The sequence below is a fragment of the Streptomyces poriticola genome, assembly GCF_036689765.1.
GTDB lineage: Bacteria > Actinomycetota > Actinomycetes > Streptomycetales > Streptomycetaceae > Streptomyces > Streptomyces poriticola.
Window position 1 is genome coordinate 13,394 of the sequence record NZ_JBAGKH010000042.1, and the last position, 15,648, is coordinate 29,041.

The window sequence follows — 15,648 nt, forward strand, 5'->3', positions numbered from 1 at the left end:
GTGATCGATATCAGCGAGTCCGTGATGCAGTTCCTTCTGGCGTTCGTCGTGGTCGGTCCGCTCCTCGGGGCCGCCGCCGCCCTGCTGCCCGCCCCGCCCGGGCTGAAGGGGAAGTCACCCGAGCAGGCCGTGCTGCGGCACGGGGTCACCGTCACCGGCGCCGTCCTCATCGCCGCGATCGTCCTCGCGCTCGGCTTCGACCACGACCAGCCTTCGAAGATGCAGGCCACGACCGACATCAGCTGGATCCCCGCACTCGACGTACGGATCCACCTCGGCATCGACGGCATCTCCCTCCCCCTCCTGGTCCTGACCGCGCTGCTGACCTTCCTCTGCGCGCTCTACTCGTACTTCAAGATGCCTGCGGGCCCGGCCCCGAAGGCCTTCGTGGCCCTGCTGCTCGTCCTGGAGGCCGGCACCCTCGCCACCTTCGCCGTCCTCGACCTGCTGCTGTTCTTCCTCGCCTTCGAGATGGTCCTCATCCCGATGTACTTCCTCATCGCCCGCTGGGGTGGCGAGGGCCGGGCGGCGGCAGCCTGGAAGTTCATCCTCTACACGCTGCTCGGCTCCGTCGTCATGCTGCTCGGCCTGCTTCTGATCGGAATCACCGCAGGCACGTTCGACATGATGGCACTCGCCACTGACAACGGCCGGTCGCTGACCACATCCGTGCAGGTCATCGGGGTTCTGGCGGTCGGGATCGGGCTGGCGGTCAAGACGCCGATGTGGCCGCTGCACAGCTGGCTGCCCGACGCCCACACGGCTGCGCCGACGGTCGGCTCGGTCCTACTGGCCGGGGTCCTGCTGAAGATGGGCACCTACGGGTTCGTCCGGATCCTCCTGCCCGTCGCACCGGACGGCTTCCGCACCTTCGCGCCGTATCTCGCCGCATTCGCCGTCGTCGGCATCATCTACGGGTCCCTGGCCTGCCTGGCCCTCGCCAAGCGCGGTGCGAAGGGCGACCTGAAGCGGCTCATCGCCTATTCGTCCGTCGGCCACATGGGCTTCGTTCTGCTCGGCATCGCCACGATGACCCCCACCGGGGTCAACGGCGCCCTGTTCGCCAACATCGCCCACGGCCTCATCACCGGCCTGCTGTTCTTCCTGGTCGGCGCTTTGAAGGACCGCACGGGCAGCACCGACCTGGACGCACTCGCCGAAGAGACCGGCGCCGCCCTGTACGGCAGGGCGCCACGGCTGGGCGGACTGCTCGCCTTCGCCGCCGTCGCCTCGCTCGGCCTGCCCGGCCTGGCCGGGTTCTGGGGCGAGATGCTCGCCCTGTTCGGCGCCTTCGAGCCTGCCGCAGGCCTCAGCCGGCCCGCCTTCCTCACCTTCATGGCCGTCGGCGCGTTCGGGACCCTGCTGACCGCCGCGTACCTGCTGGTCGTGGTGCGCCGCGTGTGCATGGGCGCCGGCGCACAGGACGCCCCCGCGCTCACCGATGTACGCCGCTACGAGTTCGCGGCCTGGACCCCGCTCGTCGTCCTCACCGTCGTCGCCGGGCTGTGGCCGAAGGCCCTCCTCGGCCTGACCGACCCTGCCGTGCAGCAGCTCCTCGCAGGAGGCACCCGATGAGCTCCCTGGCCCAGCCGACGGCCCAGAGCCTCGTCCAGTCCGTCGACTGGCTCGCCATCGCGCCGCCCACCATCGCGGCGGTCGTCGGACTCGTCGTGCTCGTCGCCGACCTGTTCGTCGGAGCCCACCGCAAGGCGCTGCTCGGCTGGATCTCGGTCGCCGGACTCGCCGCCGCGCTGCTCATGCTGCTGCCCCTGCTGGACGGTGACGGCAGTACCTTCTGCCTCAACCGTGCCCCCGACGTCTGCAGCTATGTGGCGGACCCGTTCACCCTGGTCATCCAGTTCCTGGTACTGGCCGGAGCCCTCGTGACCGCGCTGCTGTCGCTCACCGCACTCAAGGACGCCGGCCGAAGGCTCCCCGAAGGGGAGTTCTGGTTCCTGCTGCTCACCTCGGCGGCTGGCGCCGCCCTGCTGCCCGCCTCGCGCGACCTCGCGACGCTCATCGTCGCCCTGGAGGTCGCCTCCCTGCCTGCCTTCGCCCTCGTCGGCCTGCGGTACGGCGACCGGCGTTCCTCCGAGGCCGCCCTGAAGTTCTTCCTGTCCTCGGTCACCGCGACCGCGGTCAGCCTGATGGGCGTCAGCTTCCTGTACGCCTCCACCGGCACCCTCTTCCTCGACCAGATCGCCGAGCGTGTCCAGACCGTCGACGGCCAGCTCACCACCCTCGCCCACGCTGGCGTCGTCCTGACTCTGGTCGGCTTCGCGTTCAAGACCGCCGCAGTGCCCTTCCACTTCTGGGTGCCCGACACCTACGTGGGCGCGCCCCTGCCCGTCGCGGCCTATCTGTCCGTGATCGGCAAGGCCGTCGGCTTCTCCGGCCTGATCCTGGTCACCGTCGTCGCGCTCCCGTCGTACGCCGACGTGTGGGGGCCGGCCGTCGCGGTGCTCGCCGCTCTCACCATGACCGTCGGCAACGTCGGAGCCCTCCGCCAGCAGGGCACGCGCGCGTACAGCGCGGTACGCCTCCTGGCCTGGTCGTCCATCGGCCAGGCCGGCTACCTCCTCGTACCGATCGCCGCCGCCGCGTACTCCGACGACCCGGAGCGCTCGATCGGCTCCACCATCGCCTACGCCCTCATGTACGGCGCTGTGAACCTCGGTGCATTCGCAGTGGCAGCCCTGGTGGGCCGTACGAGGTCCCGTAACCGGGTCGCCGACTACCGCGGCCTGTACGCGACCAACCCCCTGACCGCCCTGCTCCTTGCGTTCTTCCTGCTCTGCCTCGCCGGGCTGCCGCCAGGCATCATCGGCCTGTTCGCCAAGGTCACCGTCTTCTCCGCAGCCGTCGACGCGGGGCTCGGCTGGCTGGCGGTGGTCATGGCCGCCAACGTCGTGATCGCGCTCTACTACTACCTCCAGTGGACGGCCCTGCTGTTCCGGGCCCCCGAGGGCGTCCCGCGCAGGTACCAGGCCCCCGCTCCGCTCACGGCGTCACTCGCCGTCACCGCGGTCCTCGCCGTCGCCCTCTCCGGAGCGCCCCAGCTGGTGCTGCGTTTCACCGACACCGGCCTCTTCTGAGCCCGGGCCGCTGCTGCGGCCCACGCGCGCGGAGGGACGTCACGTCCGCACGCGCGCGTGCAGCATGCGGACACGGTCACCCGGACGGCTTACCCCGCCACCGCGTCCACCAGGGAACTGGGGACCTTCGCCTGGCGTTGACCAGTACGGGAGGGTCCACTGGACGTGACATCACGGCACCGGTGGGCTCGTCGGACCGGGGAAGCAACCACAGCGAACATCAAGAGCAAGCAAAGGGTTCCCCTGCTGCACCACATGGAGGGCGTACCGTGCACCGCCGGCACAACGGGCTCAGGACCGCAGTACTCCTCGGGGGGCTGTCGGCCCTCATCATCGTCATCGGCAGCTTCTTCGGCCGAACGGGGCTCGTCGTCGCCGTCCTGGTAGCCCTGGGCACGAACGCATACGCGTACTGGAACAGCGACAAGCTGGCGCTCCGCGCGATGCGTGCCCGGCCGGTGAGCGAGTTCGAGGCACCGGCGCTCTACCGCATGGTGCGTGAGCTGTCCACCCAGGCCCGCCAGCCCATGCCGCGCCTGTACATCTCCCCGACGGACGCGCCGAACGCCTTCGCCACCGGCCGCAATCCGCGCAATGCCGCCGTGTGCTGCACTGAGGGCATCCTCCGCCTTCTCGACGAGCGTGAGCTGCGCGGCGTCATCGGCCACGAGCTCAGCCATGTCTACAACCGCGACATCCTTATCTCGTCGGTCGCCGGAGCCCTGGCCTCCGTGATCATGTTCCTGGTCAACTTCGCCTGGCTGATCCCGGTCGGCCGGTCCAACGACGACGACGGTCCCGGACTGCTCGGCCTGCTTCTGATCATGATTCTCGGCCCGCTCGCCGCCAGCCTGATCCGGCTGGCCATCAGCCGCTCCAGAGAATACGAGGCCGATGCCTCCGGTTCCCAGCTCACCGGCGACCCGCTCGCACTCGCCAGCGCCCTGCGTAAGCTGGACGCAGGCACCAAGCAGTTGCCGCTGCCTCCGGAGCCCCGTATCGAGACGGCCAGCCACATGATGATCGCCAACCCCTTCCGGCCCGGCCAGGGGATGTCGAAGATGTTCTCGACCCACCCGCCGATGTCGGAACGCATCGCCAGACTCGAGAAAATGGCAGGTGGACCCCGATGAAGACTATTCTCAACGTCATCTGGCTCGTCCTCAGCGGCTTCTGGCTGTTCCTCGGCTATCTGGCCGCGGGCCTGCTGCTCTGCATCACCATCATCGGCATCCCGTTCGGCATCGCCGCCTTCCGTATCGGTGTCTACGCCCTGTGGCCCTTCGGGTACACCACGGTCGAACGCCGCGATGCGGGTGCTCCGTCCTGCATCGGCAACGTGCTGTGGCTGGTCCTCGCGGGATGGTGGCTGACCATCGGCCACATCGTCACGGGTCTCGCGCTCTGCGTCACGATCATCGGCATCCCGCTGGGCATCGCCAACTTCAAGCTGATCCCGGTCTCACTGCTCCCTATGGGCCGCGAGATCGTCCGCACGGACGAGCCGTTCACAGGCCGCTGAGACACGGCCGACGGGGCGAGTTGTCCACACCCGGCGGTTTATCCACAGGCCGGCCCGGCTGTCAGCGGCGCCTTGCATGATGAACCCATGAGCGCGAACGAGCAGTTGCTTGCACGACTGGCGGACAGGACCCACAACACCCGACCACGGGGCTGGGCTTCACCGCCCGGGCCGTCTGCCGGGCCACCCCGGGCGTCCCCATGCCCCCGCTGCCCGCCGAGCCGGACCTCCGCATAGCGGGCGGCGAGTTCAGACCGGAGCAGGGGTTGCTGCCCCTGCTCGACAGCCCGCCCTCCGGCGAACGGGCTGCGGCGGCGGTGCGTCGCCGACTGCGACCACGGACGCAGGAACCCCGACGAGGAGGTCTGGGGGCCCACTCCGGGGAGGGCCTACCGCGAGACGCCCCGCCGTGCCCGATATCCCCGGCGCACTCCGTAGGCGATCGCCCCCGCCATCAGCACACCTGCACCCGCGGCGACCGAGGCCACCGGCAGTGAGAAGGCCAGCACCGCACAACCGGCGAGCCCCACCGCCGGTACGAAGCGCGCCGCCGGAGCGGTGTCGAGCGTCCAGGCCGAGGCATTGGCCACCGCGTAGTAGGCCAGTACACCGAAGGAGGAGAACCCGATCGCGCCCCGGACGTCCACCGTGGCCGCAAGCAAGGCGACCACCGCACCCACGGCCAGCTCCGCCCGGTGCGGCACCTGGAACCGCGGATGAACGGCGGCCAGTGCGCCGGGGAGATGGCGGTCGCGGGCCATGGCCAGCGTGGTCCGTGAGACACCCAGGATCAGCGCCAGCAGCGAGCCCAGCGCGGCCACCGCGGCACCCGCCCGCACCACCGGCGCCAGCCCCTGGAAGCCGGCCACCCGGACTGCATCGGCCAGCGGCGCCGTGGCCTGCCCGAGCCCGGCAGTCCCCAGGACGGAGAGGACAGCCACCGCCACGCAGACATACACCGCGAGGGCGATGCCCAGGGCCAGTGGGATCGCGCGGGGGATGGTGCGTGCCGGGTCGCGTACTTCCTCACCGAGCGTGGCGATGCGCGCGTACCCGGCGAACGCGAAGAACAGCAGACCGGCCGCCTGAAGCACGCCGCCGGCATCCACCGAAGTCCCGAACTCCAGACGCCCTGCATCGGACCGATCCGAGGCCAGACACCCGACCACGACCATCGCAAGGACGGCCATGACCACAGCAACGATCACCCGGGTCAGCCAGGCGGATTTCTGGACGCCGCCGTAGTTCACCGCGGTGAGTGCCACCACCGACGCGACCGCGACGGCGTGCGCCTGTTCCGGCCAGACGTAGGCGCCCACGGTGAGCCCCATCGCGGCACAGGACGCCGTTTTGCCGACCACGAACGACCAGCCGGCCAGATAGCCCCAGAACTCCCCGAGCCGCTCACGCCCGTAGACGTAGGTCCCGCCGGAGGCCGGGTAGCGGGCTGCCAGCCGGGCCGAGGAGGCGGCATTGCAGTAGGCGACCAGGGCAGCCACCGCGAGTGCGAGGAGCAGCCCGGAACCGGCGGCACGCGCGGCGGGGGCCAGGGCGGCGAAGATCCCCGCTCCCACCATCGATCCGAGCCCGATGACCACGGCGTCGCCCACGCCCAGGGTGCGCCGCAGTCCGGGACCGGCGGGAGATGTCATGAACGGCACCCTACTGATCACTGCAACCGCAGGGTGCGGTCGTGTCGTCCTTCTCGCCAGGACAGCGTGAAATCGCGTGGTCGAGAATGTGTGAACACCATAGGAAGGGCAGGTTCAGGGCATGACCGTCATCAGTTGGATCATCCTGGGGCTGCTGGCCGGAGCCATCGCCAAGTTCCTGTTGCCGGGCCGAGACCCGGGCGGCCTCATCGGCACCACCCTCATCGGCATCGCCGGTGCTTTCCTCGGTGGCTGGATATCGGCCCGCTGGCTGGATCACCCCATCACCAAGGACTTCTACGACGGTGCCACCTGGGCAGCGGCGGTAGGCGGCTCACTCGTCCTCCTGATCGCCTACCGCATCCTGTTCGGCAACTCACGCGACTGACCCGGAAGACCGCGGGCGCAGCCCACAGCGGAAGGGTGGACACCGACAGGTGCCCACCCTTCGTCCCAGCCGCGGCTGACCGGCTTCCTCAGAGCCGGATCGGCCGTCCGGCTTCCGCCGGTTCAGCGTCTCACCGGTAGTTGACGAACTGCAGCGCGAAGTCGAAGTCCTTGCCCTTCAGCAGGGCGATCACTGCCTGGAGGTCGTCGCGGCTCTTGGAGGTGACCCGGAGCTCGTCACCCTGCACCTGCGCCTTCACGCCCTTCGGGCCCTCGTCGCGGATGATCTTTGCCACCTTCTTGGCGTTGTCCTGGGAGATGCCCTCCTGGAGCGACGCGAAGATCTTGTACTCCTTGCCGGAGATCTGGGGCTCGCCCGCGTCCAGCGCCTTCAGCGAGATGCCGCGCTTGACCAGCTTGGACTGGAAGACGTCGAGAACGGCCTTCACGCGGTCCTCGGAGTTGGCCTCCAGGAGGATCTTGTCACCGGACCAAGAGATAGAGGCACCCACGCCCTTGAAGTCGTAGCGCTGCGAGATCTCCTTGGCGGCCTGGTTGAGGGCGTTGTCGACCTCCTGCCGCTCGACCTTCGAGACGATGTCGAAACTGGAGTCGGCCATGTCCTGTGGCTCCTTGTGTCCGAGTGCGTGTGGGGTGCGGGTCGGGTCCGTACCGGCAAACGTGGACGGCCGCCGAGCCCCGGCAGGGCCCGGACCGCATCCGGACAAGCCTAGCCACACCCCGCCCCCGCGGTGCAGATCAATCCGGTGGCGAAGCACCCCTCCGCATCGGGTATTGTTTACGTCGTTGCCACGGAGCACCGCCGAAGAGCGGCGTGACGGGCAGCGACCCAGGCGGTGTGCCCGAGCGGCCAAAGGGAGCAGACTGTAAATCTGCCGGCTCAGCCTTCCCAGGTTCGAATCCTGGCGCCGCCACAAGATCAAAAGGGCCTGTGACCAGCAGCAATTCTGGTCACAGGCCCTTTCGGCGTTCACGGGCGAGGCTTGATCGCTATGGGTGCTTTTTCCCAGTGTGTCTCACTCTGATTCGGGTGCTGATCAGCCCGTGTGGGGCAGGTGTGGGGCAGCTTCCGGCCCTTCCTACCTGCCGTTCTTTAGTGCCCGCTCGATCCGGGAGTTCGCCGTGGCGGCGGCGCCGTCCAGGCACTTCGCGTACACCCGGAACAGCACGGCCACACTGTGGCCGGCGCGCGCGGCTACCTCCTGCGGTTCCACCCCGGAGCTGAGCCACGTGGACACGGCGGCATGGCGAAGATCATAAGGGCGCTTCGCCAACGGCGACGCGCACTGAGCGGGCGCGAGAGCGAGTGCGCGGGCTTCCGCCCATACCTCGCCGTATCCGGTGTCCTGGATGAGTCCGCCGCGTTGCGTCCGGAACAGCCGCCCGTCGGGGGCCACGCCGTACGCCGTGACGTGCCACCGCAGCAGGTTCACGAGATCGGGCGGGATCGGCACGGTGCGGACTGCCTTCCGAGGCCGGTGCTTGAGTCCGCGCCGGTCGTGCGCTTCCCCGCTGTCCGTCCAAGCCGACCCCGAGCGCGGACGGGTCTCTCGCAGTCGCAGAGCTCCCCATCCCCGGCGGGGCAGGTCGCAGTCCTGGAGACGCAGACCGATGACTTCCGCCGGCCGTGCCGCCGCGTAGTACATGCAGCCGAAGAACGCGACCAGGCGCCGCCCGCGGGGGCTCTGCTTGCGGACGGCATCGAGCAAGGCGAGAGCCTGCCGGGGCTCTGGCACTGAAGCGAGGTCCAGTTCCTCAGCTACCTGCTCCGGAGCCTTCCACTGCACCTGTGGCAGGGGGTTGTCCGTCAGGCGTCCGGCGTCAACAGCGTAGCCGAGTGCGTTGTGGAAGATGGCCCGCTTCCGGCGGATGGTCGACGCCGCCGCTGTGGCGCCGTCCAGCTTCCTGGTCAGAGCGTCCAGGGCGGCGCGTACCTGCATACGGTCGGCCAGCGCGGACGTGGGCAGGGACTTCCGCTCGAACCATGCCAGCACGGCGGCCACCTCGTCGGGAGGGTCCTGGTCGCGGCGGCTCACGTTGAATGCCCAGCTGTAGAGGGCCGTGCGAACCGCCGTGGCATCGGCCATGCCCTTGGTGTCTTTGACGAGAGCCGGCGTCACGGTGGCCATGGCTTCCGCGAGCGTCCGGCGAGTCGAGCCGGGGGAGTGCTGCCATTTCATCTCGATGTACTCGCGGGCGTGCTGGTACCAACTCACGTCGTTGCGCTGCCGCAACTCGGAGAGCGGAAACCCGGTGGACTCGTCGAACGGCTCGCCGGCGTGCGCAGCCCGCAGCAGTTCAGCGCGCCGGCCCTCCGCCAGTGTCTTGGTACGGAACGTCTGTGAGTGAGGCGTCCCGCCCGTCTTCCAGCGCAACTCTGCGGAGCTCTGTCCACGGTCCTTCCGCTGGCGGACGGACCAAATCCGAACGTCGTACGTCTTCCCCATCGAGGGCCTTCCTGCGAAAGGGGCCCCGCCATGGCGGGGCCCCATCGGTGCGGTCAGGGATCAGGCTGCTATCTCGTGCGTGGCCCACCACGCGTCCAGGTCGCTGCGGCGACACCGGAGATGTCCGTTGGGGAGCTTGATGAGTTTGGGGGCCTTGCCGCGGGCGCGCATGCGGTAGAACGCGGCGCGGCTCATCTCGATCTCTTCGAGTACTTCGCGGAGCTTGAGCATCTTGGGGCGGGCCATTGTTGCGACTCCTCGTTCGGGGTGGTCTTGGGGGAGTGCGTCTGTCCGAGGTGCGGATTTCTGCGTCATCTGCGTCATCTGCGTCATTCGTGGGTCTGACCTGCAATTTCGGGGTGACGCAGGGCCTTGGGGGTGTGTCACCGGTGACGTAGAGCCGCCTCAGGGGGTGACGCGGGTGACGCGGGGTGACGCAGGATTCGGCCGTCTGCGTCACCCGTCTTTCGGCAGGTCACCGGCCGCTTCAGGGGCCCGGGTGACGCAGGTGACGCAGGGTCTTCCTACTTCGGACAAAGGAGGGGGTGGTGGTGTCTGTTGCGGTGCGGCTCAGAGAGCGAAGAAGGGGCCGCTTCGCGGCGCGACCCTCGCAGGGCGGCGCTGCCGCCGAACAGCAAGAGGAGCACGCGGGGACGGGTGCTCCTCTTGCTGTTCGGGCGGTCGTGGTGCCGCTCGGTCAGAACGCCGTTTCCTGCTCGGACGGTGACGGGGCGGCGGCCGGCCGCGCGATCTGGATGTAGCGGGCCGTTTTGGTGCGTCCCCAGTCGATGAGGACGCCTCGGGCGGCGAGGGTGGGTTGTAGGCGCTTGAGGCGGTCGGAGAGCACCTTGCCGGTGGTTGGCCACCCTTTGGGCAGGGGACGGAAGTCCTCGCCCGTGTAGAGGCCGGTGAGGCGGTGCAGCCATTCGGCGGATGTCATCCGATGTTCGGTGCCCGGGTCGATGTCGGCGGCGTGCTTGAGGACCGTCTGTGCCAGCAGGTCGCCCTCGATGACGTCGTCGTTGAGGTCGTCCAGGCTGGCCCGGTAGGCGGCGAGAGCTCCGAGGCCGGTGGCTGCGTCGAGCTGTGCGCACAGGTGCGCGAAGTCGGCCATGCGCAGGTCCGTGGGGATGTCCGCCTCAGCCGCGCGGACCTGCACGGTGAGGTCCAGGAGCGAGCCGAGGATCACGGGCAGCGCTTCGGCGAAGTCGGACCACAGTTCCGCCTCGGTGCGCCGGAAGCGGGGGCGTTCCAGGCGGAGCGGCAGGAGCCGTTCGGCGAGGTCGGGCCGGATCACGCCGACGTCGATGCCGGTCAGGAGCAGGGGGCGGCGGTAGCCGATGCGGAAGACGTCCCCGTCGGTGAACAGGGCGCGTTTGACGTTCTCGGCGCCGGTGACGATGCAGCACATGGCGTCGGAGAGGTCCGGGGTCATGTGGGAGAGGTTGTCCAGGGCGGTGATCCATCCGGCGGCCACGGCCGTGGTCAGGTTCTCCTCGTCCTTCGGGGCCCGGCGCAGGTCCCCGGTCATGCCCTCGATGATCCGCACGAGCATCCGCCCGCCGGTGGACTTGCCAGCGCCCTGCGGGCCGGTGAGGAACGGCGCCGGGACAGGTACCGATGGTGCGAGGCAGCCGATGAGCCAGGCGATGGCCAGGCACTCGGTCTCGGCGGTGGCGAAGTTGCACAGCCGCATCAGCAGATCGATGCCCTTGCCGTCGGTGTCCTTCACCGGCAGGGGCAGCTCCCCTGTGAGCTGGGTGCGCCGCCAGCAGACTTCCTGCGGGTCGGGGGTGAGGATGTCCCAGCCGGTGGGGTGGACGCGTACGGACTGCCCGTCGCTGCGCCCGAGGTCCAGCCAGGAGGCCCCGTCGTATCCGGGGGCGACGCGGATGTGCACGGGCTGGACGTCCTCGGTCAGCGCGAGCGCTTCGATCAAGTCGAGGGCCTCTTTCATGGCGGTGCCGTTGAACACGCCGATGCCGTCCCGAAAGAGGCCGACCATGAGTTCCTGCCGGTGGCTTCCCGTGGTGCCCTGAGAGCGGATCGGGCGGGCCACGGGGTGGCCGTTGCGCTGCGCGTACACGGTCCCGTCGGCGGTGCGGAAGTACCGGAAGTGGGATTGCGCGTAGTCGGTGATGATCTCGCGGGCGGGGCTCTTGTCGTCGTCGGACATGGTCACAGTCCCAACGTGGTGCGGGCGTTGGTCCACGCGTCGGTGCAGTGCCGGGCCGTCTCCCCCTTGGTCTGCGCGGCGGTGAACAGACGGGCGACGTGCGTGTCGGTGAGGCAGCCGCACCGGCCGTGCGTGGACAGCACGGCGAGGAAGGTGCGGTACACGGTCGCGTGGACCGCGCTGGACGCTTCGGTGATGCGCTGCTCTGCCATGGCGATGCCACGGGCCAGGTAGGCGGGCGTGCGGTGGGGGCACTCCCCGCCCCCGGCACCGGTGGGCACGACGGCCGCATGTGGCGCCGGGCGGGCCGGGGAGGGTTCCTTGGCGGCCAGCGCGCGCACGGCGTCCGGCAGGTCGGCCATGTGGCCGGTGCCGGGTCCGAGGTAGCGGGCGTAAGCCATGGTCGATTTGATGTCGACCCCGGGACGGGCCGCGTTCCGTGACGTCATGGCGCCCCGGTAGATCCAGTGCTGACCGCGCGTGGTCGGCACGGTCCGTGTGGTGGGCAGGGCGGTGCGGGCCCAGGCGATGGCGTCCGCGTCGTCCAGGTCGACGACGGTCAGGCCGGCGCCGCCGGGGTGGTAGCCGACGCACACCGCCCGCCGCCACGCCGCCGCCCACTCGGGCGAGACGATGACGGCCGGGTCGGTGGTGGCGGCGGCCCAGGCGTGGCACGGGGCCGGGCAGCGGCACGGGCCCGGGATCTTCATGTTCGGCCGGCCGCCGCACGCGTTGTCCGCGCACGCCGTGCAGTTGGAGAACGGGCCCTTGCCCCGGCGCAGGGGCAGCACGGGCACGCCGGAAGCGGCGAGACTCAGCGCCGTGTGCTGCGGATAGAGCGTGGGTTGCGTCATGCTGGGGTATCTCCAGTTCCTTGACGGGTTCTGGCTGGCAGGGGCGGCCCCGCGTTCTTTGGCGAGAGGTGGGGGCCGCCCCTGGCGTAGCTACTGGTGGTCGGTCAGGGTGAGCGCGTACTGCTGACGGACGTAGGCGCGCGGGTCGCAGATCACGTCGGGCTGGTCCATGTCGAGCAGGAACACGGCCGCCGCGCACGCGGTCTCGGTGGCGTCGCCGTCCGTGGCGCCGGGCTCGTCGAGCAGGTCGATGCGGTCCAGCAGGGCGGCCTTGCGCAGGTAGAACTCCCGGTCCAGCTCGGTGAAGCACTCGGCGTCGGCGAGGAAGCGGGCCGTCCATCCGATCTCGCTGTTGATGCTGGGAGCGTTCGCGTACGCCTGCTCCGGGGTGGGCCATACCGGCGGTGTGGGGCGGTGGCCGGCGGTGAGGTAGAGGCGGGTGCGCTTGCCGTCACGGGTCGGGTAGCGGCGCACGTCGCCGGTCGTGAACGCGGTCGTCAGCGCAGTGGTGACGCGATCGGTGTCGGCGGGGTCGCAGATGACGCGGATCTCGAACACGCAGGGCTCCTTGTCAGCCGTGAAAGTGGTTGCGCTTGAACGTGGCCTTGCGGACGTTGACCGTGGTCCCGCCCCGGCTGGGGTCGCTGGCGCGGAAGACCTGCACGGCGATCCATCCGCCGAAGACGACCGCGGCGAGGGTGATGAGTTGGGTGATGAGCGCGGTCAGCGCGGTGATGAACGCGGTGAGAAGCAGCAGCCCCCCGCATACGGCGGCGAAGCCGAGACCGCCGAGGGCGACGTTGACCGCGGTTCGGGACACGGCCGGCTTGGCGACGGCCGGTTCGGGCTGTGCGGGGTTGATGGCGTAGCCGGTGACGACGCGGCCGTCCGGCAGGACGACGCTCGCCACCGCCGGAACACTGCCGGGCTGCACCGGCACGACCGGCGCCAGCTGCACGGCGGCGGGCGGGAGGAGGGTGGGCTGGTGGACTTCCACGGCCCGCTGAACGGGCACGCTGTGCGAGTGATCGGGGTACATACGGAATCCCTTCCGGTGTTCGATGGGGGAGGTGGAGGCACCCCCTTCGGGGTGCCGTGTGGAGGGGTGTTTCGGGGGTCTGACCAGGGCGCCTCCCCGCCTCCCCGAATGGATGTTTGTGCTGATCAGCGCGGGGAAGTGAGCCCGGGGAGGCGATTGGGGAGTTCTCCCCGCTTCCCCGGGCCGGACGGGTGTTCCTCCCCGCTACTCGGCGGCGGAAGCGGAACCCTCACAGTCGCGGTTGGCGAGCGCGCGGGCCACGTCGTCGCGGCGCACGACCATGACCCCGTGGGACTTCTTCGGCTCCTCGCCGTGCTCCTCCAGCAGCCGCTTCAGGCGGACGTTGTTCCACTCGCGGTAGACGGCCACATCCAGCGCGTGCAGCCGCTTCAGCACCTCATCCGTGCGCATCCGGGCCGCGTCCCCGATGACTGCCGCCACGTCGGCGAGCGCATCGCGCTCCTCGTCACGCTCGATTGCGTGCAGGGTGGCCACTCCGTCGCGCAGGGCCTTGGCCCGTGCGGCGATCTCGGCGGCAGGCTCGTTGTCGATGAAGTGGGTGCGCACGGTGATGGAGGACTGGCCGGCGGGAATCGCGATGCCGTCGGAGGCGACCACAAGCGTTCCCTTGTCCAGGCCCTGGCGCAGCAGGTGCGGGGCGGCGCCGGCGTTGACGGCCTTGGCTCCGAGCGCCATCTCAGCCTGAGATTCGGTGCCGACCACCAGGGAGGCACGGGTGTGGGCACCCTCGCGGACCAGCTTGGGAAGGTTCTGGTCGGTGGGGTCCTGCGTGCCCTGCCACATCAGCACGTCGACCGCACGGCCCTGGTTGTGGATCTCACGCACCGCCATGAAGTACCGGGAGGTGGCCTTGGCGCCGCCGTAGGGGCGGCCGTCCTCGCCCTTGGCCGGGCACATGAACGCCTTCTGCGCCTCGTCCACCAGCACGATCAGCGGCGGGAACACCAGGGACGGGTCCTTGCGAACCGCCTCGATCCGCAGGTTCATCTCCTCCACCGCGTCCTCAACCATCTCGGTCGCCTGAATGCAGTGGCTGTCCGAGGGACCCTCGATCAGGACCTTCGCGATGCCATCGAACGGTGCCCAGTCACCGACACCCTTCAGGTCGGCAATCCAGAACTGCACCGTCCTATCCAGCGCCAGCCACAGCGCGAGCGCCCGCAGCGCGGCCGTCTTGCCCTGGTTCGACAGACCCGTGACCAGCAGGTGGCGCTGATACACGCTCAGCTCAGCCGCGTCCCCGCGCAGATCCTGCCCCCACGGGGCCCGACCCGTCTTGTAGTTCGCGGTCAGCGTCTCATCTGTGACCAGCGGTGACGGGCCGATCGGCTCATCCAGCGCGCCCGAGTCGGCGATCCACAGCCGCACGGTTCGCGCCGCCTCGGGGATGGTGATGAACACCTCGTGCTCGTGCCGGGTCAGGTTCTCGGCGAGCTTGCGGCGCTTGTTCTGCACCTCCACCGTCGACACCCCGGACGGAAGGGTCACATCGACCTCTACGCCGCATCCGGCGATGGTGATCGGTCCGAGCATGGACGCGCCGGCGTCTCCCATCTCCTTGATGGCGTTGCGCAGGGCAGGGACTCCGAGGTCGCGCAGGGCCTTGACGACGATGGACGGGGTGATCGGCTCACCCTCGCTGCCCCGGACGTTCGCCGGCAGCGCCCACTGCGGCGCTGCGCGCTGTTTGCGGCCGACCGACCACAGGGCGAGCAGGGCGACGAACGGGCCGATCGTGAGCGCCGGGCCCCACACGATCTGCACGATCCGGATCAGCAGGGCGATGAAGTCGATGGTCGCGGACAGGGGGGTGATGACGTCTGCGGCGTGGCCGGTGTTGAGGGCCATGATGACGCCGAGGGCGACCAGCGCGCCGATGCTCATGCCGGCGCCGACGGCGACGCCTTTGGCGGCCTCCACGGGTGAGTGCAGCAGGTCCATGCGGCGGTGGTGGCGGGCGGCGCGGAAGCGCTGCAACCGGTCCTCCCACTCCTCGGCCGCTTCCAGGTTTCCCGCGGCCTCGGCGGCGCGGATCATCCGCTCGTAGCGGGAGCCGGTACGGCCGTCCCAGGTGCGGCGGGCCACGATCCGACCGCCGTTGAGGGTGTAGAGGCTGTGCCGGGCCACCGCCCGGCCGGTCGACCGCGTCCGCTCGTGCGTCACGGCCGTCTTGACCGCGCGGCCGGAGCGTACCCACAACGGCACCGGCGGGGCGGGCGGGGTGTCGGGCACGACGGTGAGCACGGTGGGGGCGTTGTCGGCGGTCGGGGGGTCGGTGGGCTTGTTCAGGTGAACGACGTTGTCACCCATGATGAGAGACGTCTCCTGACTGCCCCCTGCGGGGCGGGAGTGAGCGGAAGGGCCCGGGGTGGCCGGGTCCGTGGCAGGGACGGCCACCCCGGGCGGAAACAGAGGTGCCGGTGAGCGTCACGCG

General features: G+C 69.8%; 14 protein-coding genes and 1 tRNA gene. 6 read left to right on the plus strand and 9 right to left on the minus strand.

What is annotated here, in order from left to right; genetic code table 11:
* From V5O46_RS29430 to V5O46_RS29445, 4 genes are all read left to right on the plus strand, one after another.
* Entirely contained in the window at positions 1-1,575 is a 1,575-nt protein-coding gene (locus V5O46_RS29430; RefSeq protein WP_332887771.1) for a complex I subunit 4 family protein, read from the plus strand.
* The gene (locus V5O46_RS29435; protein ID WP_332887772.1) at positions 1,572-3,095 is read left to right on the plus strand and encodes an NADH-quinone oxidoreductase subunit N; all 1,524 of its coding nucleotides are present in this window, start codon (positions 1,572-1,574) and stop codon (positions 3,093-3,095) included. The genes V5O46_RS29430 and V5O46_RS29435 overlap by 4 nt, the downstream gene beginning before the upstream one ends.
* Positions 3,096-3,364: 269 nt before the next feature.
* The gene (gene htpX, locus V5O46_RS29440) at positions 3,365-4,228 is read left to right on the plus strand and encodes a zinc metalloprotease HtpX (RefSeq protein WP_332887773.1); all 864 of its coding nucleotides are present in this window, start codon (positions 3,365-3,367) and stop codon (positions 4,226-4,228) included.
* Positions 4,225-4,617 (plus strand): YccF domain-containing protein, encoded by a 393-nt coding sequence (locus tag V5O46_RS29445; RefSeq protein WP_332887774.1) that lies wholly within the window; start codon positions 4,225-4,227, stop codon positions 4,615-4,617. Before htpX ends, V5O46_RS29445 begins: the two co-directional genes overlap by 4 nt.
* 389 nt (positions 4,618-5,006) lie before the next feature.
* Here the strand turns inward: V5O46_RS29445 and V5O46_RS29450 are convergent, their stop codons facing one another.
* The gene (locus V5O46_RS29450; protein ID WP_332887775.1) at positions 5,007-6,269 is read right to left on the minus strand and encodes an APC family permease; all 1,263 of its coding nucleotides are present in this window, start codon (positions 6,267-6,269) and stop codon (positions 5,007-5,009) included.
* Between the two features lie 121 nt (positions 6,270-6,390).
* Between V5O46_RS29450 and V5O46_RS29455 the strand changes: the two genes are divergently transcribed.
* Positions 6,391-6,657: a GlsB/YeaQ/YmgE family stress response membrane protein gene (locus V5O46_RS29455; protein WP_332887776.1), complete on the plus strand. Its 267-nt coding sequence runs from the start codon at positions 6,391-6,393 to the stop codon at positions 6,655-6,657.
* Between the two features lie 130 nt (positions 6,658-6,787).
* On the opposite strand, the gene V5O46_RS29460 is transcribed toward V5O46_RS29455, so the two are convergent.
* Positions 6,788-7,276, minus strand: coding sequence for a YajQ family cyclic di-GMP-binding protein (locus V5O46_RS29460; protein WP_332887777.1), 489 nt, complete (start codon positions 7,274-7,276; stop codon positions 6,788-6,790).
* A gap of 233 nt (positions 7,277-7,509) precedes the next feature.
* Here V5O46_RS29460 and V5O46_RS29465 point away from each other — a divergent pair.
* Positions 7,510-7,591 (plus strand) — tRNA-Tyr (locus tag V5O46_RS29465).
* Positions 7,592-7,756: 165 nt separating this feature from the next.
* Here the strand turns inward: V5O46_RS29465 and V5O46_RS29470 are convergent.
* The 7 genes from V5O46_RS29470 to V5O46_RS29500 form a co-directional block, all read right to left on the minus strand.
* On the minus strand, positions 7,757-9,124 hold the full coding sequence (locus V5O46_RS29470; RefSeq protein WP_332887778.1) for a tyrosine-type recombinase/integrase: 1,368 nt from the start codon (positions 9,122-9,124) through the stop codon (positions 7,757-7,759).
* A gap of 60 nt (positions 9,125-9,184) precedes the next feature.
* A complete protein-coding gene (locus V5O46_RS29475; RefSeq protein WP_332887779.1) occupies positions 9,185-9,370 on the minus strand; it encodes a helix-turn-helix transcriptional regulator in 186 nt (61 codons plus the stop codon).
* A gap of 451 nt (positions 9,371-9,821) precedes the next feature.
* Positions 9,822-11,300, minus strand: a complete 1,479-nt coding sequence (locus V5O46_RS29480; protein ID WP_332887799.1) for an ATP-binding protein — start codon at positions 11,298-11,300, stop codon at positions 9,822-9,824.
* A 2-nt stretch (positions 11,301-11,302) separates the two neighbouring features.
* Positions 11,303-12,154 (minus strand): bifunctional DNA primase/polymerase, encoded by an 852-nt coding sequence (locus tag V5O46_RS29485; protein ID WP_332887780.1) that lies wholly within the window; start codon positions 12,152-12,154, stop codon positions 11,303-11,305.
* A 90-nt stretch (positions 12,155-12,244) separates the two neighbouring features.
* On the minus strand, positions 12,245-12,712 hold the full coding sequence (locus V5O46_RS29490) for a hypothetical protein (RefSeq protein ID WP_332887781.1): 468 nt from the start codon (positions 12,710-12,712) through the stop codon (positions 12,245-12,247).
* Positions 12,713-12,725: 13 nt separating this feature from the next.
* Positions 12,726-13,193, minus strand: a complete 468-nt coding sequence (locus V5O46_RS29495) for a hypothetical protein (protein WP_332887782.1) — start codon at positions 13,191-13,193, stop codon at positions 12,726-12,728.
* Between the two features lie 204 nt (positions 13,194-13,397).
* Positions 13,398-15,524, minus strand: a complete 2,127-nt coding sequence (locus tag V5O46_RS29500) for an FtsK/SpoIIIE domain-containing protein (RefSeq protein ID WP_332887783.1) — start codon at positions 15,522-15,524, stop codon at positions 13,398-13,400.
* Positions 15,525-15,648 lie beyond the last annotated feature (124 nt).